Genomic DNA, 23,210 nt, shown 5'->3' with positions numbered 1-23,210 from the left:
GAATTGGATCGGCACCGCGATTGTCCTTCGAATCGAAAGGGCACCCAAAGGCGTCCTCAGCCGGACTCAACAGCTTTCGCCCTCACCATGCCCGATCCGTCCGAGCTTGGCGACGCCGCCGGGCGCGCGATCAACGGATCTTGTCGGGCGATCCGTACCGGATTTGGGCGCGATCATTGAAGCGGACCGACGCGGGGCGGCGGGATATGCGTTGAGACCACGCGCCTTTCGAAAAGATTTCGTCACAGGATTTCGCTAAGCATCGCGGTGTGTGCTTTCGAACGGTGCAACTGCTGGCGCCGCTTCATCAAGGGCGGCGCGGGAGCACGCGTTACGCTGATTCGGTCGGCGGATGCGTGCGGGTGACTTAGAGGACCTCGGGAAGGCCTTCACGCGATGAACGACGCGACCGACGACGACTGGCTCGACCTCATCCCCGACGAAGCGGCGGAGGCGCCGGCCCGAGCCGGCACATGGACCATCGCGGTGGTCGATGACGACCCGGCCGTACACGAGGGCACCCGCTACGCGCTCGCCGGCTACAGCCTCGACGGGCGGGGCCTCGAGATCCTCTCCGCCCATTCGGGCCAGGAGGCGCGGGCGCTGCTCGCCGAGCGGCGCGACGTCGCCATCGTGCTGCTCGACGTGGTGATGGAGACCGACGATGCCGGGCTGAGGCTCGTCGACTACATCCGCCGCGACCTGAAGGAGGAGACCGTCCGCATCATCCTGCGCACCGGCCAGCCGGGTCAGGCGCCGGAGCGGCGCGTCATCGTCGATTACGACATCAACGACTACAAGGCGAAGACCGAACTCACCGCCGACAAGCTCTTCACCAGCCTCACCGCGGCGCTCCGGGCCTACCAGCAGCTCCGGCGGCTCGACGAGACCCGGCGGGGGCTGGAGATCATCATCGACGCCGCGCCGATGCTGCTCGACCACAAGTCGATGCAGCGTCTGGCCGAAGGCGTGCTGACTCAGGTCGCCTCGCTCCTCAACGTCGATTGCGCCGGCATCCTCGTTCTGCGCGAGGATGAGAGTGCCGCCGACCGGCGGGAGGGTGGCTTCTGCGTGCTGGCGGGCTCGGGGCTCTATGGCGGCTATGTCGGGCGCGACCCCGGCTGGCCGCTCGATCCCGGCATCCAGCCGCTGGTCGAGCAGGCCTTCGCGGCACGCCGCCACAGCTTCGGCGACGGCCTCTCCACGCTCTACGTCCAGACCGCGAGCGGCAGCGAGATCGTCGCGCTGATCGACACCGACCGCCCGCTCTCCGACACCGACCGGGCGCTGATCACCCTGTTGGCGGGGCGCCTCTCGGTCGCCTTCGACAATGTGATTCTCTACGAGCGGCTACAGCGCGCCAACGTCACCCTGGAGCAGCGGGTGGTCGAGCGCACCGCCGAGCTGATCCGCGCCAACCGCCGCCTCGACATGCAGCGCTCGGATCTGCGCCGGGCCAACAGCCTCAAGACCGAGATTCTGGGCACCATCGCCCACGACCTGAAGAACCCGCTCTCGGTGATCCTCGGCCGCTCCGAGATGCTGACCGACCTGATCGGCCTCGATCAGGGGGATGCGTCCGGCGCGGAGAAGGCGCGGGCGGCGATGCGGACCCAGGTCGAGCACATCCGTACCTCCGCGACCCGTCTGATCGAGATGATCGACAGCCTCATGGCCGATGCCATGAACGACGCCCTCGACATCACCCTGCGGCGGGAGCCCGTCGATCTCCCTGGCCTCGCTCGCGAGGTCTGCGAGGCCAACCGGCCGCTCGCCGAATCGAAGGGCCAGAGCCTGGTGACGGATCTGCCCGCCCCGCTCTCTCTCTGCGGCGATGCCGAGCGGCTGCGCGAAGCGCTCGACAACCTCGTCTCGAACGCGATCAAGTACTCCTTTCCCGGCGGCGCGATTACGGTGAGCGTGCGGGAGGAGGGGGGAGACCTCATCTGCGCCGTGGCCGACCAGGGCCCCGGTCTGTCGCCGGAAGATGCCGGCCGCCTGTTCGGGCGCTTCCAGCGCCTCTCGGCCAAGCCCACCGGCGGCGAGGGCTCGACGGGGCTGGGCCTTTCCATCGTCAAGCGCATCGCCGAGTTGCACGGCGGCCGTGCCGAGGCGTTTTCCGATGGGCCGGGCCAGGGCGCCGTGTTCGCGATGCGGTTCCCGAAGGAGGCGGTGGTGGGAGCTTGAGGGCGAAACCGGGCAGCTTGACCGGGCGAGGCATGGCTCCTGGCCGCGCGCGGACCTCCACGAGATCCGCGTGACTGCGTCCCACAACACCGCTTGCCATGGCTGACCCGCTTAGAAGCGCCGTTTTGAATCGTTGTTTGGCGTCAAGCGAGCAGAAGAATCCGAATATCTCTGCATTCTTCAATGATGGTGAGTTATTTTCTCTGCGGTGCGCCGACGGTAATTATCATTTCTGCGGCGTGAAGCTGATGCAGTCGTTGTTCATCGACAGCTGTAGCGCCTCGGCGAGTTGCATCGGGCGTCCTGTCAAGTAACCCTGCACCCTCGTCACTCCAAGATCGCGCAGAACCTCATACTCGGTGACGGTCTCGACACCCTCGGCGACAACCTGACAGCCGATGTCGCGGCTGTAGCGCGTGATCGCAGCGGCCAGAGCGCGTCGCGATGTATCGGTGTCGATGCCGTGGATCAGACTCTTGTCGAGCTTGATGAATTCGGGGGCGAGATCGAGCACGTGACGAAACGAGGAATGGCCCGCCCCGACGTCATCGATCGCCAGGCGCAGACCGGCTGCACGCAGCGGGGCCAGTGCGGTACGCAGAGGGGCATAGTCCGCAACGGCGGCGTTCTCCGTCAGCTCCAGGACGAGGCGGTCGAGGGGCACATCTCTGAGCGCCTCTGCCAAGCGCGGGCTCTCGACGTAGGCCGGTGAGAGGTTGGCCGTGAGCTTGATGCCAGGATCGAGTTCGCCCAGTGCCGCCACGGCCAACCGTAAAGCCAGCAGTTCGAGATCCTTACCACGCCCGACGCTGGCGGCTTCGGCAAACCAAGCATCGGGCGGCCGATAAGGCTCACCGGAAAAGCGGGCGAGCGCCTCGAAGGCGGCAAGCCGCCCGTCCGCCGTGCGATAGATCGGCTGGTAGACGACGTGCAGCGACTGACGTTCGATCGCGGTGGCGATACGTGCGCGCCGCGATGCGAGGTCGATATCCCTCTGGCACTCCTTCTGCAGTGCGGCTCCCACCACGTCCGCGCACAACCGGAGCACGCCGAGGTCTCGGGCGGTCAGGCTGTGATCGGGCTTGAAGCTGAAGCAGCACACCGTGCCGAACGACACCCCATCCGGATTGTGGAGCGGTACGCTCAGGTAGGATCCGACTGGTAAGCTTTGTGTCAGGGGAAGCCCTGCCGTCACCGGATGCTGGTTCGCATCGAGTATAAGACCGGGCATCAGCCCCTTGGCAACGTAATGGCAGAAGCTCTTTTCGAGTGGATCCCTCGCGCCGACCGGCAGCGGGTTGCGCATGACCTCGCCGTCCGAGTAACGCACGACACGGTCGCCGTCGATGAACTCAGAAATGAAGCCCACATCCATCGCAAGGTGGCGGCGAACGGCGCGGAGAATACTTTGAACCTGTTCTGCCGTGCCTCCCGTTCGATCCTCGAACAGCGCAGACAGTGACATTACTTGCCCCATTATGCTTATCGTAACGCAAGCTCAGAGCAATGCTAGCCCATTCAGTATCAATGTATCAAGTGTGACGAAGCGACACTCGCCTAATACAAATCGTGATAAAACCCCCAGTTTGAATAAAATATAAGAAATTTTTAAGTGCACTCAGCCTATCTGGTTGTCATTCGCTCGAATGTTCTGGCTTGTCCTGGGTATCGAAACTTGATTCAAAATCGCAGTAGATTTTCTTGAAATCAAATGGTCTGAATTTTGAGGTTGGTTGAGCGATTTATTCGCGTCCGTACAAGAGCGCAATCTGCCAAGGCGTTGCAGGTCGAACCGTCATAGTGTGTTGCACCGGGCAGCCAGTTCTCAAGCTGAAACTGAACAGCGAGGAGAGGCGCACGGCCGCTCTGTGGCAAGCCGACCGAGACGTCCGGGTCGCCTCAGCGAAGGCCGGCAAAGACCTCGAACGAAGCGCGGATGCGGGCCTCCTCGATCCCGTCCACGATGAAGACGAGGCGGGAGGTGCGCGGACCGTCCGGCCAAGCCGCCATATGCGTCGGCGGATGGACGAGGTGCTGCACGCCGTGGACGGCGACCGGCCGTTCCTCTCCGGCGAGGTCGAGGATGCCCTTGACCCTCAGGATGCGGTGGCCGTGGCGGTTGAGCAGCATCGACAGCCAGATGCCAAAACCGGTCCAGTCGATCGGCCGGTCGAGCGTGACGGCAAACGAGCGGATCGTCGCGCCGTGCCGGTTGGGATCGTGTCGGTGATGCGCGTGGCCGGCATGGTCCTCGCCAGCCTCCGCGGGCATGCGAACCGGGGCGAGCCCCGCCGTCTCGACCATCAGCCAAGTCGCATCCCAACCCCCGTCATGGACGTCCACCACGGTCGCCGCCGGGTTCAGCGCGGCAAGGCGGAGGACGAGCGTGTCCCGCGCCTCCGGGCCCACGAGGTCGCCCTTCGTCACGACGATCCGGTCGGCGGCCGCGACCTGCTGGGTCATCTCCGGCCGGCGCGCGATCTGATCGTCGGCGTTCACGGCATCCACCGTCGCCACGATGCTGCCGGGGGCAAGGTGATGGGACAGCACGGGGTCGGCCCGCAGCGTCGAGAGGATCGGGAACGGGTCGGCGAGTCCGGTCGATTCGATCACGAGCCGGTCGAAGGCCGGCACGAGGCCGCGCGCCCGCTTCGACAACAGGTCGCGCAGGGCCTCCGACAACTCGCCCCGGATGGTGCAGCAGACGCAGCCCGATTGCAGCAGCACCATCGTCTCGTCGATGCGCTCGACGAGGTGGTGGTCGAGGCCGACTTCGCCGAACTCGTTGATGAGGACGGCGGCCCCCGCGAGGGCCGGATCGGACAGGAGCCGGCGCAGCAGCGTGGTCTTGCCCGAGCCGAGGAAGCCGGTCAGCAGGTTGACCGGCAGGAGGGCGGGCGCCGTCATGCCGTGCGGTGCATGTGGGCGAGAAGCCCCTCGTCGAGCGGGTCGAAGGCCCGTCCGGAGAGCCGCTCCGCCGTCGGCCAGAGATGGGCGAGGGTGTCGATCATCTCGACCTTCCCGGTCGCCGTGGCGAGCATGTAGGCGCGTCCCTGGAAGTCGGAGAGGGTCAGCCGATGGGCGGACAGGATCCGGTTGGCGAGGCGGATCCGCCTCGTCCGTTCCAGTCGGCGCTCGCGGGCGGTGTCGTTGCGCGAGTAGGTGCCGGGGCGTGCGACCGCATCCGTCCAGTGCGTCTCGATGCCGAGCACGCCGCAAAGCGAGCACATGGCGGTTCCTCGGTCCCCGGTCAGAATTGGCGCGGAAAACGCCGGGCGAAGTCGTCGGCCATCTCGTTCATGGTCACGAACCGCACGCCTTCATGGCCCTTCATGTAGTCGAACAGGCGCTCCAGCATCAGCAGCACCTGCGGCCGGCCGGCGACGTCCGGATGGATCGTCATCGGGAAGACGGCGTAGTCCATCTCGCGGTAGACCCAGTCGAACTGGTCGCGCCACATCTGCTCGATGTCGCGCGGGTTGACGAAGCCGTGGCTGTTGGGCGCCTTCTTGATGAACATCATCGGCGGCAGGTCGTCGAGATACCAGTTGGCCGGGATCTCGATGAGGCCGGTCTCCTGTCCGCGCTTCAGCGGCACCATCCAGTCGGCCGGCTTTCCGGCGTAATCGATCTTCGTCCACTGGTCGCCGACGCGCACGTAGTAGGGCGTGAAGTCGTCGTGCATCAGCGAGTGGTCGTACTTGATGCCGCGTTCGAGCAGGAGTTCGTTGGTGACGTTGGAGAACTCCCACCACGGGGCGACGTAGCCCGTCGGGCGCCGTCCGGAGAGCCGTTCGACGAGGTCGATGCACTTGTCGAGAACCTCGGTCTCCTGCTCGCGCGTCATGGCGATCGGGTTCTCGTGGCTGTAGCCGTGGATGCCGATCTCGTGGCCGGCATCGGCGACCGCCCGCATCTGCTCGGGGAAGGTCTCGATCGAGTGGCCGGGGATGAACCAGGTCGTACGGATGTCGAGGCGCTTGAACAGCTTCACGAGGCGCGGTGCGCCCACCTCACCGGCGAAGAGGCCGCGCGAGATGTCGTCCGGCGAATCCTCGCCGCCGTAGGAGCCGAGCCAGCCCGCGACCGCATCGACGTCGATGCCGAAACCGCACAGAATGTCCTTTGCCATCGTCGCGTGTCCCCATGTCGTTCCGGGCGAGATAAGGCGCCGGGATCGAACGGCGATGGCCGGCGCGTCGCGTCGGACGTCCTCACTCGGGCGATGGGGCCGGGCTCTTCCGGAACGGACCGATCAAGCGCTCGTACGCGGCTTCGGCGGGACCGTAGCTGTTTCCGGCGAGGTCGCACAGCATCCCGCGGTCGCGGACGGTGACCAGAGCCCGCTTGGCCTGGATCGCGCCGTAGCCTTCGAGCGCCTGGATCGCCAGCGTCACGGTCGAGCGCTGCGTCGCCAGCATGATCGACAGGAAATCGTGCGTGAGCGAGAGATCGTTGCCGTCCAGACGGTCGTGTGTCATCAGGATCCAGCGGGCCAGCCGCTCCTCGACGGAGTAGGCGCCGTTCGACATCGCCGTCTGGCTCAGGGTCATCATCACCGTGTGGGTGTAGCGCAGCAGCAGGTCGTGCAGGGCGTGACTGCTCCGGAGCGCCTCGCGGAACGCATCAGCCCCGATCCGCAGCCAGGGGCCGCCGACCTGCACCAGAAGCTCGTGCGGTGCGCGATCCACGTTCAGCACGCTGCCCGTGCTGACCATGCCCTCGTAGCCGAAGCAGCCGACCTCGATCCGCCGCCCGTCACTGGTGACGGCCACGTTCGACGACAGCCCGGCTTCCGGGAAGTAGACGACATCGAGCGGATCCCCGACGGACCAGAGGATGTCGCCCTTGTGGACCTGGACACGCTCGAACTGCGGAAGAAGCGGCTCCAACTCTTCCGGCGGGAGCGCCTGAAGCAGCCGGTTTCGCGTTGAGGGTACGCCCATTTTCGATCCCGGTCCTTCTCACGTCTTTGTGAGAACCGCCGGCTCGGAGCGTCAGTTCGATGGCCGCGCCATCATCCCCGCACAGGGGCCTCGGTCGGACGGGATGCGCGGCCCAAAACCCTCCGCCGCCCGGCCCGGCGGCGCAGCACGTAGAGCGTCAGCCCGGTCGCGAAGAAGCCGGGGAGCGCGAGCGCCGCGAGGCAGAACACCAGGGCGATGGGCGCGCCGAAGAAGCGCCCGCGATGCACCTCCAGCATGTTGTCGGCGATGCGCGGGCCGAGCGCGGAGTCCGTGGCGCGCTTGTCGGTGAGTTGGGCGCCGGTGCGGGCGTCGTAGGTGGCCTCGTTGCGAAGGTTCGAATCCGGGGCGTGCCAGCGGATGCGGATCGCTGCGGCCTCCGGCCCCGGCAGGGTCAGGGTCGCGAGGGCTGGCGTGTGCGTGGCTGAAAACTCCGCCCAGGCGGCGTCGATGGCCGATGTGCCATCCGGAATCTTTCCGTCCGGCGACTTGCCGTCGGGGAGCTTGCCTCCGGGCGGTCGGTCGGCAGTTCGCGCTGGGGGTGTTTGGCCCGTCAGAAGCCATGTCGCGCCCGCACGGTACGATTCGTAGGACCACCACAGGCCCGACAGGGCGGCCACCGCATAGATCGGCAGCAGCCACGTCCCGGCGACCGCGTGCAGCGACCACCAGCGGGCCCGGCCGGGCCGGGCGAGGTGCGGCCGGAGCCAGACCCGCCAGCCGTGCCGGCCGGGCCAGCGCAGGTACAGCCCGCTGCCAAGGAAGATGAGCAGCGCGATGGCGCAGGCCCCGGTGATCGTGCGACCCCAGCCTTTGCCCTCACCGGGAAGCAGCAGCCAGCGGTGCAACTCCCGCACGGTGCCGAAGAAGCCCTCAAGCCGCACGGGGCCGAGCACGGTCCCCTCAGTGGGGTCGGCGTAGACGGGCGAGGGCCGCCCGCCCGCCCGGTCGCGGGCAAAACGCGCCACGGCGCTCTGAACGGGATCGCCCGACAGGGTCAGTGCGGCGACCCGCTGCCCCTGCAACTGCGCCTCGATCCGTCCCGCCAGGGCCGAGGGGGTGAGCGGCGGCCGGTCCTGCGCCGCCGAGACCTGTATCCGGTCACGGTTGGCAAAGGCCGTGATCGCCTCCTCGTAGCTCATCAGCGCACCCGTCAGTCCCACCAGCGCGAGCACGAGCCCGGCGGTGAGGCCGAGTGCCCAGTGCAGGCGAAACAGAACGGTGCGGGCGGGAGAAAAGGCTGACGGCATGAGGCTCCGAGAAAGGCGGGTCGGTTCGGTGTCCTGTTCCCGGACGGCGCGTCCCTTAGTAGCGCGCCGTCAGGCTGGCGAGCACCGTCAGGGGCGCGCCCGGCTGATTGTTGAATTGGTTGAACGGCTGCTCGATGTAGCGCCGGTCGGTCAGGTTGCGGCCGTTCAAGGCGAAGCGCCAGGTCGGATCGATCTCGTAGAACACGGTCGCATCGAGCCGGGCATAGGCGCCGACCTTGTAGGTGTTGGTGATGTCGCCGAAGCGCTCGCCGACATAGGTGAGGCCGCCGCCGAAGCCCCAGCCGTGCAGGGGGCCGCCCTGGAACTGATAGGTCGACCAGACGCTGGCGCTGAAGACCGGTGCCGCGGGCAAGCGGTTGCCGATGGCGATGGTCGCATCCTTCGTGACCTCCGCATCGAGGTAGCCGATGCCGCCGATGACCTTCCAGCCCGGCAGAATCTCGCCGACGATGTCGCCCTCGAACCCCTGCGAGCGCTGCTCGCCGGTGATGATCGAGAAGCCGGTATTGACCGGATCGGAGGCGGCGACGTTCGCGCGCAGGATGCGGAAGGCGGCCGCACTCACCGTGAGCCGGTCGGGGATCAGGTCGAAGCGGGCGCCGACCTCCACCTGCTCGCCGGTCTCCGGCGGCGGGCTCGCGACGTTGAGGACGTTGGCGGTCTGCGGCACGAAGGAGGTGGTGTAGCTGCCGTAGAGCGTGAGCGGCTCGATTGGCCGCCAGACGAGGCCGACCCGCGGCGAGACCCCGGTGAGGTTCTGTTCCGGCGGGATCGTCCGGGTGGTGGGCGTGCGCTGGAAATAGAGCTGGTCGGCCGTATCGAACCGCACGCCGAGCACGAGCTGCAGGCCGGGGAAGAACTCGATCTGGTCCTGCATGTAGAGGCCGAACAGGCTGAGCTTCTGCCGCAGGTCGCTCTGCAGGGCCAGCGTGCCGATCTGCGGCACCGAACCCCGGATCGGGTTGAGGAAGGAGACCGAGGTCGCGGTCCCTTGCGTCGTGAACGGATGGCGGAAGCCGTCCACGATCTCGAAGCCGGCCAGAGCGGTGTGGCGGAAGCCGAACGGATCGATGAAGCGTCCGACCGCCTCGGTCCGGCTGTCGATGGAGTGATAGATCGATTCGCCCTCGGTGAGGCGCCGCGTCACCGTGGTGCCGGCGGCGTTCACGCCCGTCGCACGGGTCGCCAGGAGATTGAACGATCCCCACTGGCCGTTGATCGCCTGCCGCAGGGTCAGGTTCTCGTTGACGTCGTGCTCGGCCAGCAGAGTGATCGCGTTCGACTCGCCGTAGTAGCGCGACCACGGCTCGCCGTAGAACCGGCGGACGTTGTCGAGCGGCACCCGGCCGCGAAAGGCGATCAGGCCCTCGTCGTACTGGCTGTGCTGACGGGTGAACTCGGCGTTGAGGTAGACGCGCGTCGAAGGATCGGGCGTCCAGACGAAGGCCGGCGCGAAGAAGTGCCGGGAGTTCTCCGGGCCGCCGAAATCGCGGAAGGTCGCCTCGTTCTGCGTGCCGAAGCTGAAGCGCGCGGCGAGCCCCTCCACGCTCGGGATCGCACCCGAGACCGAGCCCTGCACCCGGCGGAAGCCGAACGAGCCGCCCTGGACGGTCAGGTCGGCGGACGGCGCCAGGGTCGGCTGGCGCGTGACGATGTTGATCAGGCCGCCGGGGTCGCCCTGGCCGTAGAGCACGGAGGCCGGGCCCTTGAGCACCTCGATCCGCTCGACGTTGGCGAGGTCGCGCTGCGTCGGCTGAAAGGTGTTGGCCGGGTTCAGCACCAGCCCGTCGATGGCGTATGTCTGGGTGCGGAAGCCGCGCAGGATGTAGGTGTCGGAGCGGCCCTGGATGGTGCCCCCCGGCTGGACGTTGCTGACATTGGTGAGCGCGTCGGTCAGGCGGACATTCTGCTGATCGACCAGAACCTCGCGCGGGACCACCTGAATCGATTGCGGCGTATCGCGAAGCGCCGTGTCCGTCCGCGTCGCGGTGGCCGAGCGCGTGGCGCGGTATCCGACGACGGGACCGCTCGCCCGCTCGCCGATGCCCGTGACCGAGAGTTCGGACAAAACGGCCTCGCCACCCTCCGGGGGGACGGTTTGGGCGTGGACGCTCAGCGGCCAGAACAGGGCGAGGCCGAGCAGGGCGCCCGACCCGGTGACGAGCGCGGCCGACCCCCGTGTGACGGGATGGTTTCTTCCCTGCGCTGCATTGCTCATGGCCGTTCCGATTCGAGAGCCGGCTCCACGGAACCAACACCGCGCGTTTACATATGCAGCTTTACGGGCCGCAAGTGTGTGCTTGTCTATTTTGCGGGATTTGTCGGAGAGGGAGCATGTCGTTGCGGCAGAACAACAATTTATTACAAGTCTAAAGTAGAAACCGATTTGCGTCTGCCGCAGTGCAGGGAAGTCTTGGTTCGAACACGCGCCTCCACCGCCGGTGTCCGAGCCGTTCGTGGGCAGCGTTGCCCCGGCGGCGCGCCGCTCGCGCCGCGTTCGCTTTCGTGTCTACAATCGTGTCTTGAATCCTTGTGCGATTGCCGCGGCCGGGGCGCACCGACATGCGACGCCTTCTCAAGTCCCTGCTGAAGTTCCTGCACACGATGGGGGCGGTCGGGCTGATGGGGGCGATGGCCTGCCTCGTCATCCTCCTGAGCCACACCCCGCCCCCCGCCTCGCTTGCCGGCTACGCCCTGATGCGCGGCGCGATGGGCTCGGTCGCGACATGGATCTTCCTGCCCTCGCTCGGCCTGACGCTGATCTCCGGGCTGCTGGCGGTCGCGCTGCATCCGGGCTTTCGCGAGGCGGGGTGGGCCTGGGTCAAGCTCGCCACCGGTATTCTGGTGTTCGAGGGTGGCTTCGTCGGCATCCAGGGGCCGATGCAGGAGGAAGCCCGGCGCAGCGCCGCCGCTCTCCGGGGCGAGATCGATCCCGCCACCCTCACGGGCGCGCTGGCGGCCGAGAGCAACACCCTCTGGGTGATCCTCGCCGTCGCGGTCATCAACGTCGTGCTCGGCATCTGGCGGCCGCGCATCCTGCGGCTTCCGCGTCCCGACCTGTCACGGCCGGCCTAACGGCGTTTCGGCAAGGCGTTTCGGGGAACATGGGTCGGCGCGGAACGCTTTCGGGCGAAGCTCCGTTGCCGCCTCTGGGGTTCGTATCGGATCAGAAGGGGCCGTGCGCCGGCACGGCACCCTGCAAACGGGACGGCGGAGGAGCGTGATGGCGACGCGAGGCTTTACCGGGCGGCCCCCCGCCGCGGCGATCCGCGAGCGGCTTCCGCCGGGTCAGTACCTCACCGACGATTTCCCCGTGCTCCAGCTTGGACCGACGCCGCGGGTTTCGACCGAGGGCTGGCGCTTCACCCTGCGCCAGGGCTCACGCCCGCTGGCGAGCTGGACGTGGGACGAGTTCGCGCAACTGCCCCGCACCCGCTGGAACGGCGACATCCACTGCGTGACCAAATGGTCGAAGTTCGACACCGCCTGGGAGGGCGTGAGCTTCGACGACATTCTCGCGGCGGCCGGTCTCGAGGCGCCGACGGGCTTCCTTCTGGCGGAAAGCCACGACGAATACACCACCAACCTGCCGGTCGCGGATCTGACCGGCGGCAAGGCGATGGTGGCGACCCATTACGACGGCAAGCCGATCCCGCCCGACCACGGTGGCCCGGCCCGTCTCCTCGTGCCGCATCTCTACTTCTGGAAGAGCGCCAAATGGGTGAAGGGCCTGCGCTTCACCGAACGGGACGAGGCCGGGTTCTGGGAGCTGCGCGGCTACCACATGTACGGCGACCCCTGGCGTGAGCAGCGTTTCAGCGGCGATTGAAGGATTGCCCGACGTGAACGGCATTGCGCCCTCGCCCTCGCCGTCACCCTGGCGGGACGTGACGATCCGGGCGATCACGCCCGTGACGCCGCGGGTAAAGAGCTTTCGCTTCGGCCCGCTGGATCGCCCGCACCGGGCCGGCCAGCACGTCGATGTGCGCCTCACCGCGCCCGACGGCTACCGGGCTCAGCGCAGCTACTCCATTGCCTCGGCGCCGGATGATCCTGCGGGCATCGAACTAATGATCGAGGGGCTGGAGGCGGGCGAGGTCTCGGGCTTCTTCGACACCGTGGCCGAGGTCGGCGACGCGATCGAGCTGCGCGGTCCCCTCGGTGCGTTCTCGTGGAGCCCGGAGGAGGGCGGGCCGGTTCTGCTGATCGGCGGCGGCTCCGGCATCGTGCCGCTGCTGGCCATGGTGCGCGAGCGGACCCGGCACGCACCCGAGGTGCCGATGCTGCTGATCTACTCGGTGCGCAATGTGGCCGAGGCCATCGCCCGGGCGGAACTCACCGCGCTCTCCCGCGACGAAACCGGCTTCGACCTGACCCTGCTCCCGACCCGTGAGGGAGCGACCGCGGGCCGGCGCATCGACCGTGTGATGATCGACACCGCGATCGAGTGCCTAGGCATGCCGCGCCACGCTTTCGTCTGCGGTGGCAACGGCTTCGTCGGCACGGTCGCCGATCTGCTGGTGGATGCGGGCGTGAAGCCGGACGTGGTCCGCACGGAGCGGTTCGGCGGCTGACGTCGTTCCGGTTCGGGTGCCCTGAGAGCGAAGGGCGCAGGAATCGCCCTTCGCAAGCATGGTCGCCCGCCGATCCGAGGCAGCCATGCGAGGGATCCGGTCCGGACCAGAACCCTCGGTTCACGCGAACGCGCCCGTCTCGCCGAACCAGTCTCCCGGTCCGGCGGCGTGGGCTCAGCCTTCCTCGTCGCCGTCCGAATCGTTGTCGATCAGGTCGGAGACGTCGTCGTCGCCATCCTCTTCCTCGAGGAAGGTGTCGTCGTCCGTTCCCCCGGCGGCGTCGTCGCCGCCCTCTTCGTCGTCCACGCTGATATCGGCATCGTCCTCGGTGGCCTCGGCCTCGTCGAGGGAGACGATCTCCGGGCCGCTCTTCTCGTCCTCGTCCTCGTCGTCATCCGTGGTGCGGCTGGCGACGGGCGGGGCGACGCGAGACGTCGCGACCTGATAGATCGTGCCGCATTTCGGGCAGGTCGCCGGATCACGGTCGAGATCGTAGAACTTGGCACCGCAATTCATGCACTGGCGTTTGACGCCGAGTTCCGGTCTAGCCACGGCTGCGCACCTCTGGGGACGGATAACGGAAAGGATCCGGGGGAGGGGCCCCGTTAGTCGCAGCCTCCGCCCATGTCAAACGCCGTGTGGCGTGCCATGCCGCGTTGTGCGCCGAGCATCGTGCCGAGCGGCGAAGCCGGCCGTGCGGCGAGAACGGTTGCGACGAAAGATGGGGTGGTGTCAGGCGCGACGCGCCCACTTGTTCTGCCGCCGCTCGACGGTGAGGCGCAGGAGCCGGCCGAAGGGCGTACCGCCCGCCCGCCCGTCGCGATCGAACTCATGAAGGACGGCTTCGAGGGCGACGATGCGTTCGCTGGGGCGGCGATAGGCGCTCTCCAGCTCGTTCAGGGCTTCGATGATGTAGGTACCAGCCGCCGAGTCGGCGACGGCCGAAGCATGATCAACCTTGCGGAGGCAGTGGCGCACGGGCATCATGTATGGCAGCATAAACATATGTAGGGCTTTGTCGAGCGTTCGATGCTGCATCAAGCCTGCCCTGCCCTGACTTTTCACGGGATCGGGTTAACGAAACTTGGTGAAGTCCCGTGCGGTGCCTGATCGGCCGTAACAGCATTGTCCGCGGCCGGAGGTTTGTGATGAGAAACAGGAGCGCTTCGGCAGAATAGTACGCTATCGATACCGCCGCCGAGCGCGCTGCGGCGTGGTTTCCAGCGGCAGCATCAGACCGTCGCCGGCCTTCCGGATGACGCGGGCCGGCCCGCATGGTAACGGGCGCCCGTCACGCCGGGCCCGTCCGGCGGGCGGCTCTCGGTGCCCTCTCGGTGCCGACACGCCTCAGCGCAGCGCTCGAGCAAGACGCAGATTCCCGTGTCGCACGATTCCGAACCGCAGCCCGTCACCGCGTATCCCGGAGGCCCGTTGAACGGGTCCCTGAAGCCGCCGGGCGACAAGTCGATCTCCCACCGGGCGATGATCCTGGGCCTGCTCGCCATCGGCGAGACGCGGGTCGAGGGGCTTCTGGAGGGGGACGACGTGCTGCGCACGGCCGCCGCCGCCAAGGCGCTCGGGGCGCAGATCACCCGCGAGGGCGAGGGCCGCTGGCGGGTCGTCGGCGTCGGCATCGGCGGGATGCAGGATCCGGACGGCGTGCTCGATTTCGGCAATGCCGGCACCGGCTCGCGGCTGATGATGGGCGTCGTCGGCGGCCAGCCCGTGACCGCGACCTTCGATGGCGACGCGAGCCTCCGCAAGCGGCCGATGCGGCGCATCCTCGATCCGATCCTGAAGATGGGCGCCGAGATCGTGTCCGAGGCCGAGGGCGGGCGCGTGCCGCTGACCCTGAGGGGGCCGCGCGAGGCGATTCCGATCCGCTACGAACTGCCGGTGGCTTCGGCGCAGATCAAGTCGGCGGTATTGCTCGCCGGGCTCAACGCGCCGGGCACCACCACCGTCATCGAGAAAGCCGCCTCCCGCGACCATACCGAGCGGATGCTGCGCCTGTTCGGCGCGGAGGTGTCCGTCACGCCGTCGGGCGAGGGCGGCCATGGCCGCACGGTCACGCTCACCGGCCAACCGACCCTGCGCGGCACCGACGTGGTCGTGCCGGCCGATCCGTCCTCGGCCGCCTTCCCGCTGGTGGCCGCACTGATCGTGCCGGGCTCCGAGGTGATTCTGCGCGGCGTGATGATGAACCCGCTGCGCACCGGCCTCATCACCACGCTGATCGAGATGGGCGCCGACATCGAGCGCCTCGACGAGCGCGAGGAGGGGGGTGAGACGGTGGCCGACCTGCGGGTGCGCGCGAGCCGCCTGAGGGGCGTCGATGTGCCGGCCGAGCGGGCGCCCTCAATGATCGACGAGTATCCGATCCTGGCGGTCGCCGCGGCGTTCGCCGAAGGTACGACCCGGATGAACGGCCTGCACGAATTACGGGTCAAGGAATCCGACCGGCTCGCGGCGGTCGCCGCCGGGCTCGCCGCCAACGGCGTCACCCACGCGATTCAAGGCGACGACCTGATCGTAACCGGGCAAGGGCAGGCGCCCGCGGGCGGCGGCACGGTCGCGACCCATCTCGATCACCGCATCGCCATGGCCTTCCTCGTCCTGGGGCTCGCCGCCGGGAACCCCGTCACCGTGGACGACGGCGCGATGATTGCCACGAGCTTCCCGAGCTTCCGCCCGACCATGCTGGCGCTTGGCGCCCGGATCGAGGACGGGGCCGCCGCATGATCCCGGATGATATCGCCGTGCACCGGGACAACACGCGCCTCGTCATCGCCATCGACGGCCCGGCCGCCTCGGGCAAGGGCACCCTCGCCAAGCGGCTGGCCCTGCATTACGGCCTGCCGCATCTCGATACCGGCCTGCTCTACCGCGCGGTCGCGCTGACCCTGCTCGACGCGGGGGGCGACCTCGACGACACGGGAGCGGCGGCGCGGGCCGCCTCCGCCCTGGCAGCCGAGCGGCTGTCCGACCCGCGCCTGCGGGAGCGGGCGATGGGTGAGGCGGCCTCGCGGGTCTCCTCGGTGCCGGAGGTCCGCGCCGCCCTGCTGTCCTGGCAGCGGCGCTTCGCCGAAGCGGCGGAGGGCGCGGTGCTCGACGGGCGCGACATCGGCACCGTCGTCTGTCCGGACGCGCGGGTGAAGCTGTTCATCACCGCCGCCCCCGAGGAGCGGGCGCGCCGCCGCCATCGCGAGCTACTCGGCCGGGGCGAGGAGACCACGCTCGCCGCGATCCTCGCCGACATCCGCGCCCGCGACGCCCGCGATTCGAGCCGCGCCGCCGCCCCGCTGAAAGCCGCCGAGGATGCGCTGGTGATCGACACGACCGAACTCGACGCCGAGGCCGCCTTCGCCGAGGCGGTCGCCATCGTCGAACGGCTCAACGCTGCCTGAGGGGGCCGTCCGCCTCGCTGCGCCGAGTTTATCCGCCGAGCCGAGCTTCCCCATCGAGCCAAGTCTGCACCCGCGCCGCGAGCATCTGCGGATTGCCGGAAAGATGCAGGCGCTTGGTGCGAGAAGTCTCGCCGGAGACCAGCGTGACTTCCGCCTTCCGCAGCCCCAGACTCTTGGCGACGAAGGCGGTGAGGGCCGCGTTGGCGGCGCCCTCGACCGGTGGAGCCGCCACCCGCAGGGACAGGACCGGCCGCCCGTCCGCTTGCTTTCGAACCCCATCGAGTCCGGTTCGGCCAGCTCGCGGCGTCAGCCTCACCGCCAGGACAAGGCCGTTCGCCTCGAAGGTGAAGGGGCTCTGCGTCATGAAGGTCTCGCGAGGTGCGCTTCCCGACAGGGCGGACATGTTCTCGTGCCGACGCGTATCCGTCCGGCTGACAGGATTTTCATCGGGAAATCGGCGGATCATCGGGTCGGTTTGCGCTTGCCCGCCCCGGCGGCGAGGTCGCGGTAATCCTGAGGCCCACGCGGCGCGCGGCAGCGTCGAAGGTCAATCGGCCGGGATTCAAGGGCACCCGGAAGCAGCCTGAGATCAACCGTCCGCACGCCACGCCTCCGACGGGGCTCCATTCCGTTTCGCCCGTGTCCGCACCTGAACCGGGCGTTCGATCGAGGCTCGTGCGGATGGCCCCACGCCGGCTTGACCCGAATGCTTGAGCTCGTCCCCCCAGACAAGCTCAGTTGTGCGCAATATACAGAGGAGGGATTGAACAAGTGGAATGGGCGGCTGTGGATGCGCTTGCGCCGTTCGGGGCAGGCTGATAGCGGGTTGTACGCTGCCGGTTTAGCTCAGTTGGTAGAGCAACCGCCTTGTAAGCGGTAGGTCGCGAGTTCGAGTCCCGCAACCGGCACCATTTCGCCCGCGATCTTGCAGACATGTCGGGCAGCGCGCGTGAGCACTGTCCTGATCGGCGGCTGGCCTGCCCGGGATGCAGCACGAGGCAAGCTCTTCACCTTCACGTGATGCTGAGACCGAGAGCGCAACATTCGCTCCCTCTGCGCAACTCTCAGATTCGTAACGGATGATGGTGCATTTGGAAAAGGTTTGAGGCTCTTTTCCGCAGGCGGCTCACGCGTTCAGCCAGAGCGTGGGGGCCGTTATCCGGATGGGGGCGTTCGGACATATGCGCAAATCTTTGAGTTTCACGCCGCCGGATCTGCAGGAGGCCCGGCCTGAGCCGGTGCGCCACCGCTACGTCTTCTACATTCCCGGTTACGATCCGGAGGCGCGGACCCGCTACCGGCTGCTCTTCGTGCGGGAATGGGCCCGCTACATCAAACGGTTCGGCGGCGGCCGGCGGGAGATCTCCCGCGCGCAATCGAGCGAGGACGGGCTGGTCCAGAGCTGGACCGTCGGTGCGCCCGAACAGGGCGAAGGGGCCGAGACCCGCTACGACGTCCTCCTCTGGGACGACATCGTCGCCGCGGACTTCGCCCGTTCCCGCTTCGTCAGCGTGGCGCTCCTCGTGACCGGCACCCTTCACATGATCCTGGCCGGCCTGCTGTTTCGCTTCTACCGGCTGAGCTGGAAATACGGCAACGTCATCCTCTACCCCTTCGTGATGGTGATCCTGCTCACCATCCTGTCCGTCGTCATCGGGGTGGCCGTGCATGCCCATCTCGGCGATTGGTTCGGCCACAGCCTGCACCTGCCGCTCTGGGTCTCGCTGCCTCTGGGCGTGGTCGCGGGCATCGTCTGGATCAAGGCGATCGAAGCCCTCCTGAACCGCGTCTTCTTCTGGCAGCTCCTGAACGATTGGGTGTTCAACTGGCAGCACGGCCAGGGCTGGCGGCCCGATTACGAGCGCCGCCTCGATGCCTTCGCTTCGCATATCCTATCTTCCCTCGCGGCACGGGCTGCGGCGGGGGAGGCGACCGACGAAGTGATGATCGTCGGCCATTCCTCCGGCGGGCTGACGGCGGTCGAGGTCGCGGCCCGCGTGCTCGCTCGTGACGGGACGATCGGCACCTCCGGCGCCAACCTGTCCCTCGCGACGCTCGGGTCCGGGCTGCCGCTCGTGGCGTTACAGCCGACGGCCACGCGCCTGCGGGCCGAGATCGCGGACCTCGTCACGGAGCGGCGCATCGTCTGGTGCGACTTCCACGCACCTCAGGACTGGATGAACTTTCCCGGCTTCAATCCGCTGCACCACCTCGGTCTCGACCTGCACGGGCAACCGGTCGCCAATCCCCTTGTGCGCTCGGCGCGGTTTCGCGACATCCTCTGTCCCGAGACCTACCGGCGGGTACGCTTCCGGCCCTTCCGGATGCACTTCCAGTTCCTTCTCGCGAACGAGCGGCCCGGCGCCTACGATTTCTTCGCGATGACCTTGGGTCCGCAGCGGCTGCGCGAGCAGGTGCTCGCCCCCGCTGCGTGCCCCGAACCTGAGCCCGCCCTTCCGCTCTGATCCGGCGATGCTGGAGGCTTGTGCCGGGCCCCTATCGAGGTCGAGGCGCGTTTCCATCGTTGTCTTCGGCAGCCACGATCGTCATCGTGGCCCACACCGCCCCAAAAGGTGCGACGCCGCTAGAGTGAGAACCGATCCACCTCCTCCAGCAGCCGCACGAAGGCGTGTGCGCCGTAAGCGAGGGCGGCCTCGCCCGCTTCCGCCGTGCCGAGGCGGGCATCGCCGAGAGCCCCGGATGGGTGGAGGTCTTCCGTTTTCCAGGCAAAGGCTGCCGGACGGCCGGCGCGCAGCAGCGCGAAGTCGCGCTCCATCGCCACCGTGCGGGGCTCGAAATCCCGGATGTGTTCCCGCCTGACGAGATCGGGCCGCAGCGCCAGCATCAAGGCGGTCTCGACGCCGCCGGCATGGATGCCGTGGCGGATCTCACCGGCCGGAAACAGCCCCTCGGGCAGGCCGAGCCGGCTCCACGACGTCGTCACCGCGACCATACCGAGGCGGCCGCGCAGCTCGCCTGCCACGAGGTCGATGAGCGCGCTGTTGCCGCCGTGGGAGGAGACGATCACGAGCTTCGTGCAGCCCGCCCGGTGCAGGCTCGCGCCGATCTCGGTCCAGGCTGCAAGCGCGGTCGGCGCGGTCAGGGTCAGCGTGCCGGGGAAGGAATCGTGCTCATCCGATTTGCCGACGGCCTGGACCGGAAGGAGCAGCACGTCGAGCGACTCCGGCACCTGCTGTGCGACCCGCGCGAGATAGCCTTCCGCGATCAGGGTGTCGGTGCCGAGCGGCAGGTGCGGCCCGTGCTGCTCCACTGCGGCAACCGGAAGGACCGCGATGGTTCGGCTCATGTCGCGGGTGCGGATCTCCGCCGTCGTCAGGTCGAGCCAGGATCGCGCCGGCATGCTGTCATCTCCGTTGTCGCGGGTCGAGCGCCGCGCCAGCGCACTCGGACGCTCCCGGCTTCGATCAAGCGGAAACCGCATCAACCGCGCGTTAGTCAAGTTGGCTCAGGAGTTTCCGGATTACGTCCATTGCCATTGCCGAATCGCCATGAACACCTTTCCTCAGAACGGGCTTGGCGCGATGCCCTCCGATACGGATGCGGCAAATGACGACTCGTCCGAGGCGATGCGCCGGGAATTGGCCCGCCTGCGGGAGATGCTGGAGCAGAACTCGGACTGGATCTGGGAGGTCGATGCGCAGGGGCGCTACACCTACGCCTCGCGCCAATGCGTCGCCCTGCTCGGCCGCGAGCCGGAGGAGGTGTTGGGTCTGACACCCTTCGACTTCATGCCGCCCGACGAGGCCGAGCGCGTCGGCCGGATCTTCGGCGCCATCGCCGCCGAGCGGCAGCCGTTCGCCCAGCTTCTCAACCGCAACCTGCGCAAGGACGGCAGCCTCGTCGTGCTGGAAACGAGCGGCGTGCCCCTGCTCGGTCCCGATGGCGCGTTGCGGGGCTATCGCGGCATCGACCGGGATGTGACCGAGCGGGAGGCGGCGAACGAGCGGCTCCGCCACCTCGCCAGACACGACGACCTCACGAGCCTACCGAACCGGATGTATCTGCGTGAGCATCTCGCAGGGCAGTTAGCCGCCGGACGACGCCCCAGCGTGCTCTGTCTCGATCTCGACGGCTTCAAGCCGGTCAACGATCGCCTCGGCCACGCTGCGGGCGATCGCGTCCTGACGGAGATCGGCCGCCGGCTCGCTGAACTGGCGGCCTCGGACGGGCTGTTCGCAGCACGGCCCGGCGGCGACGAATTCGTTCTGATCGTGCCGGACGGCGTGATCGTGACGCCAGAGACCGTTCGTGCGGTCATCGCCGTACCCATCGCCATCGATGCCGAGACGGTGCGGATCGGCGCCAGCCTCGGCCTCGCTTCGGCCATGGGACCCGATGACACGGTCGACGCCCTGCTCGCGCGGGCCGACCGTGTCCTCTACGAGGCCAAAGAAGCAACCAAGCGAACTGCCGTCAGCGACGGCGGCTGAGCAGCCAGCCGAGGCCGAAGGCTGCCGCGGCGACAAGTGCCAGGGTCGTGCCGCGATTCTCGTCGGCCTGTGCCGCAAGGGCGCGACCGCGCCGGTTCGCCTCGTCGCGAAGATGCCGTCCACGGGCATGGGCCTCGTCGTGCAAGTGGCGACCCCGTTGTGCCGCCTCGTCCCGGAGGTGCCGGCCGCGGGAGACCGCCTCGTCGGCGATACGGTAGCCGTCCTCGTAGAGGTCCTCGGCCCGCTCGCGGGTTCGGCCATACGCCGCCTGCGCCACGCCCGCGACCTGTTCGTAGGCACCCTCGACCTGCGGACGGGCCCGGCCAGACACGGCGCCGAGCACGCTGCGGCCACGACCCTTGATGTTGCGGAAGCCGCCCTCGATCTGGTCCCTGTTCATGATGAAGTCCTGCTGATCAAATTGGTTTTGGCCGACCCGCGCGACGGCGGGTTTCGAAACGAAGAAGCCGCACCCGGTCGGGTGCGGCTCCGGCCGTCGGGTCTTGGTGGGAAAGTCCTACCGTCCTCGAGCCTTAGAGCTTGCTCTTCACCGCGTCGGCGGCGTTCTTCACGCCCTCCTTGGCCTCGCCGACGGTGCGCTGGGTCTTGCCCTCGACTTCCTGCGCCTTGCCCTCGGCCTGCAGCTTGTCGTTGCCGGTCAGGTTGCCAACGCCCTGCTTGACGTTGCCGGCGACTTCGTTGGCGGCGCCCTTGATCTTGTCGGTCGTGCTGCTCATGGCGTCTCTCCGTTCGTTGGTCTTGCGCCGCGTCGCGACGCTCTCGGCAAACTGAACGGGAGCCCCGAGCCCTTGGTTCCACTCCTATGATGTGGAGTGCATCGCCGCACACGCGCCGACGAAAGGCATTCATGGATGCCGCGGTCGCAGCGGCGTTCAAAAAATATCTGCGCGGCGGCCAAATATTTTCCTGTCAGCGCATGGGTCACGAGCGGTTACGTATGCGGTATCCAAAATTCCAATATGGCTAAGCCGGGCACCTGTTCCGGTCCGCCAAGAAGACGTGAGTTCGAGGGACCGCTCCATGGCCGTTCAAGCCGCCGATCCATTGCCCGGCGCTAGCGCTTATTCCGCCTCGCGCGCCGATTCGCCTCTGGGCGGGCGCTGGGGACAGCTCATCCTCGGCGTGCTGTGCATGTCGATGATCGCCAACCTGCAGTACGGCTGGACGCTTTTCGTCAATCCGATCAACGACAAGTATCACTGGGGCAAGCCGGCGATCCAGGTCGCCTTCACGATCTTCGTCCTCACCGAGACCTGGCTCGTGCCGATCGAGGGCTGGTTCGTCGACAAGTACGGTCCGAAGGTCGTCACGCTGTTCGGCGGCGCGCTCTGCGCCATCGGCTGGGCGATGAACTCGGTCGCCGACTCGCTGTGGTTCCTGTATCTGGCCGCCGCCGTCAGCGGCATCGGTGCGGGCGCGGTCTACGGCACCTGCGTCGGCAACGCCCTCAAGTGGTTCCCGGATCGCCGCGGGCTCGCCGCCGGCCTCACCGCCGCGGGCTTCGGTGCCGGCTCGGCCCTCACCGTCATCCCGATCGCCGCGATGATCCGCGATAGCGGCTACGAGCAGACCTTCCTCGCCTTCGGTCTCGGCCAGGGCATCGTCGTGATGATCGCCGCCCTGCTGCTCTCCTCGCCGAGCGCCGCCTACAAGGAGCGGATGCTCGCCGGCCGCACCTCCCCCAACGCGACGAGCCGCCGCCAGTACTCGTCGGCCGAGATGGTGCGCACCCCAGTTTTCTGGCTCATGTACGCGATGTTCGTGATGATGGCCGCGGGCGGCCTGATGGCGACGGCCTCGCTCGCGCCCATCGCCAAGGACTTCCAGGTCGATTCGATCCCCGTCTCCCTCATGGGCCTGACCCTGCCGGCGCTCACCTTCGCGCTCACCATCGACCGCGTGCTCAACGGCGTGACCCGGCCGGTCTTCGGCTGGATCTCCGACCGGATCGGGCGTGAGAACACCATGTTCGTCGCCTTCATGATCGAGGGCGCGGGCATCCTGGCGCTCGGCATGTTCGCCCACTCGCCGCTTGCCTTCGTGCTGCTCACCGGCCTCGTGTTCTTCGCCTGGGGCGAGATCTACTCTCTGTTCCCCTCGACCTGCGCCGACACCTACGGCGACAAGAACGCCACCGCCAATGCCGGCCTGCTCTACACCGCCAAGGGCACGGCCTCGCTGATGCTGCCGGCCTTCCTGGCGATCCAGACCGCCACCGGCTCCTGGCAGAACGTGTTCTATCTCGCCTCCGGCATGGCCTTCATCGCCGGCTTCCTCGCGCTCTTCGTCCTGAAGCCGATGCGCGCCCGCTTCGTGGCCCGCAACCAGTGACGGA

Annotated in this window: 22 protein-coding genes and 1 tRNA gene; 10 read left to right on the top strand and 13 right to left on the bottom strand. The window is 67.8% G+C overall.

Annotated elements, in window-relative coordinates; all coding sequences use genetic code 11:
• The first annotated feature begins 396 nt into the window (after nt 1-396).
• Complete coding sequence (locus J2W78_RS18445) at nt 397-2,187, top strand: ATP-binding response regulator (protein ID WP_253372850.1); 1,791 nt, start codon at nt 397-399, stop codon at nt 2,185-2,187.
• Between the two features lie 226 nt (nt 2,188-2,413).
• Here J2W78_RS18445 and J2W78_RS18440 read toward each other — a convergent pair whose 3' ends face one another.
• The 7 genes from J2W78_RS18440 to J2W78_RS18410 form a co-directional block, all read right to left on the bottom strand.
• On the bottom strand, nt 2,414-3,652 hold the full coding sequence (locus tag J2W78_RS18440; protein WP_253372848.1) for a sensor domain-containing phosphodiesterase: 1,239 nt from the start codon (nt 3,650-3,652) through the stop codon (nt 2,414-2,416).
• Between the two features lie 434 nt (nt 3,653-4,086).
• Complete coding sequence (locus J2W78_RS18435; RefSeq protein WP_253372846.1) at nt 4,087-5,094, bottom strand: CobW family GTP-binding protein; 1,008 nt, start codon at nt 5,092-5,094, stop codon at nt 4,087-4,089.
• Nucleotides 5,091-5,417 (bottom strand): hypothetical protein, encoded by a 327-nt coding sequence (locus J2W78_RS18430; RefSeq protein ID WP_253372844.1) that lies wholly within the window; start codon nt 5,415-5,417, stop codon nt 5,091-5,093. The genes J2W78_RS18435 and J2W78_RS18430 overlap by 4 nt, the downstream gene beginning before the upstream one ends.
• A 20-nt stretch (nt 5,418-5,437) precedes the next feature.
• A complete protein-coding gene (locus J2W78_RS18425) occupies nt 5,438-6,319 on the bottom strand; it encodes a polysaccharide deacetylase family protein (RefSeq protein ID WP_253372841.1) in 882 nt (293 codons plus the stop codon).
• A gap of 82 nt (nt 6,320-6,401) precedes the next feature.
• On the bottom strand, nt 6,402-7,133 hold the full coding sequence (locus J2W78_RS18420) for a Crp/Fnr family transcriptional regulator (protein WP_253372840.1): 732 nt from the start codon (nt 7,131-7,133) through the stop codon (nt 6,402-6,404).
• Nucleotides 7,134-7,204: 71 nt separating this feature from the next.
• Nucleotides 7,205-8,401 (bottom strand): PepSY-associated TM helix domain-containing protein, encoded by a 1,197-nt coding sequence (locus J2W78_RS18415; RefSeq protein ID WP_253372838.1) that lies wholly within the window; start codon nt 8,399-8,401, stop codon nt 7,205-7,207.
• 55 nt (nt 8,402-8,456) lie between these two features.
• Nucleotides 8,457-10,640 (bottom strand): TonB-dependent siderophore receptor, encoded by a 2,184-nt coding sequence (locus tag J2W78_RS18410; RefSeq protein WP_253372835.1) that lies wholly within the window; start codon nt 10,638-10,640, stop codon nt 8,457-8,459.
• A 344-nt stretch (nt 10,641-10,984) separates the two neighbouring features.
• Between J2W78_RS18410 and J2W78_RS18405 the strand changes: the two genes are divergently transcribed.
• From J2W78_RS18405 to J2W78_RS18395, 3 genes are all read left to right on the top strand, one after another.
• Complete coding sequence (locus tag J2W78_RS18405; protein WP_253372833.1) at nt 10,985-11,497, top strand: hypothetical protein; 513 nt, start codon at nt 10,985-10,987, stop codon at nt 11,495-11,497.
• A 148-nt stretch (nt 11,498-11,645) separates the two neighbouring features.
• A complete protein-coding gene (locus J2W78_RS18400; RefSeq protein ID WP_253372831.1) occupies nt 11,646-12,251 on the top strand; it encodes a sulfite oxidase-like oxidoreductase in 606 nt (201 codons plus the stop codon).
• A 13-nt stretch (nt 12,252-12,264) separates the two neighbouring features.
• Nucleotides 12,265-12,996 carry a ferredoxin reductase gene (locus J2W78_RS18395; RefSeq protein ID WP_253372829.1) on the top strand — a complete coding sequence of 244 codons (732 nt, stop codon included), beginning with the start codon at nt 12,265-12,267 and terminating at the stop codon, nt 12,994-12,996.
• A gap of 174 nt (nt 12,997-13,170) precedes the next feature.
• On the opposite strand, the gene J2W78_RS18390 is transcribed toward J2W78_RS18395, so the two are convergent.
• Complete coding sequence (locus J2W78_RS18390; RefSeq protein ID WP_253372826.1) at nt 13,171-13,548, bottom strand: TIGR02300 family protein; 378 nt, start codon at nt 13,546-13,548, stop codon at nt 13,171-13,173.
• A 180-nt stretch (nt 13,549-13,728) separates the two neighbouring features.
• The gene (locus J2W78_RS18385; RefSeq protein ID WP_253374083.1) at nt 13,729-13,995 is read right to left on the bottom strand and encodes a hypothetical protein; all 267 of its coding nucleotides are present in this window, start codon (nt 13,993-13,995) and stop codon (nt 13,729-13,731) included.
• A 381-nt stretch (nt 13,996-14,376) separates the two neighbouring features.
• On the opposite strand from J2W78_RS18385, the gene aroA reads away from it, so the two are divergent.
• Together aroA and cmk are read left to right on the top strand one after the other, a co-directional pair.
• The gene (gene aroA, locus J2W78_RS18380; RefSeq protein ID WP_253372825.1) at nt 14,377-15,738 is read left to right on the top strand and encodes a 3-phosphoshikimate 1-carboxyvinyltransferase; all 1,362 of its coding nucleotides are present in this window, start codon (nt 14,377-14,379) and stop codon (nt 15,736-15,738) included.
• On the top strand, nt 15,735-16,403 hold the full coding sequence (gene cmk, locus J2W78_RS18375; RefSeq protein ID WP_253372822.1) for a (d)CMP kinase: 669 nt from the start codon (nt 15,735-15,737) through the stop codon (nt 16,401-16,403). Before aroA ends, cmk begins: the two co-directional genes overlap by 4 nt.
• Nucleotides 16,404-16,431: 28 nt before the next feature.
• On the opposite strand, the gene J2W78_RS18370 is transcribed toward cmk, so the two are convergent.
• Nucleotides 16,432-16,767: a DUF167 family protein gene (locus J2W78_RS18370; protein ID WP_253372821.1), complete on the bottom strand. Its 336-nt coding sequence runs from the start codon at nt 16,765-16,767 to the stop codon at nt 16,432-16,434.
• A 471-nt stretch (nt 16,768-17,238) separates the two neighbouring features.
• Here J2W78_RS18370 and J2W78_RS18365 point away from each other — a divergent pair.
• Together J2W78_RS18365 and J2W78_RS18360 are read left to right on the top strand one after the other, a co-directional pair.
• Nucleotides 17,239-17,314: transfer RNA gene (locus J2W78_RS18365), tRNA-Thr, on the top strand.
• Nucleotides 17,315-17,566: 252 nt separating this feature from the next.
• Nucleotides 17,567-18,868 (top strand): alpha/beta hydrolase, encoded by a 1,302-nt coding sequence (locus tag J2W78_RS18360; protein WP_253372819.1) that lies wholly within the window; start codon nt 17,567-17,569, stop codon nt 18,866-18,868.
• Between the two features lie 119 nt (nt 18,869-18,987).
• Here the strand turns inward: J2W78_RS18360 and J2W78_RS18355 are convergent, their stop codons facing one another.
• Nucleotides 18,988-19,764, bottom strand: a complete 777-nt coding sequence (locus tag J2W78_RS18355; RefSeq protein ID WP_253372817.1) for a creatininase family protein — start codon at nt 19,762-19,764, stop codon at nt 18,988-18,990.
• A 148-nt stretch (nt 19,765-19,912) separates the two neighbouring features.
• Between J2W78_RS18355 and J2W78_RS18350 the strand changes: the two genes are divergently transcribed.
• On the top strand, nt 19,913-20,854 hold the full coding sequence (locus J2W78_RS18350) for a sensor domain-containing diguanylate cyclase (protein WP_253372815.1): 942 nt from the start codon (nt 19,913-19,915) through the stop codon (nt 20,852-20,854).
• Here J2W78_RS18350 and J2W78_RS18345 read toward each other — a convergent pair.
• Both J2W78_RS18345 and J2W78_RS18340 read right to left on the bottom strand, forming a co-directional pair.
• A complete protein-coding gene (locus J2W78_RS18345) occupies nt 20,838-21,254 on the bottom strand; it encodes a CsbD family protein (protein WP_253372813.1) in 417 nt (138 codons plus the stop codon). The genes J2W78_RS18350 and J2W78_RS18345 overlap by 17 nt on opposite strands.
• Before the next feature lie 133 nt (nt 21,255-21,387).
• Nucleotides 21,388-21,591 carry a CsbD family protein gene (locus J2W78_RS18340; RefSeq protein ID WP_253372811.1) on the bottom strand — a complete coding sequence of 68 codons (204 nt, stop codon included), beginning with the start codon at nt 21,589-21,591 and terminating at the stop codon, nt 21,388-21,390.
• Nucleotides 21,592-21,895: 304 nt separating this feature from the next.
• Between J2W78_RS18340 and oxlT the strand changes: the two genes are divergently transcribed.
• Nucleotides 21,896-23,206, top strand: coding sequence for an oxalate/formate MFS antiporter (gene oxlT, locus J2W78_RS18335; RefSeq protein ID WP_253372810.1), 1,311 nt, complete (start codon nt 21,896-21,898; stop codon nt 23,204-23,206).
• Nucleotides 23,207-23,210 lie beyond the last annotated feature (4 nt).

The sequence above is a fragment of the Methylorubrum extorquens genome, assembly GCF_024169925.1.
GTDB classification, from domain to species: Bacteria; Pseudomonadota; Alphaproteobacteria; order Rhizobiales; family Beijerinckiaceae; genus Methylobacterium; species Methylobacterium extorquens_A.
The sequence above is the reverse complement of the archived record's forward strand: the minus strand, read 5'-3'. Positions and strand labels throughout refer to the sequence as shown.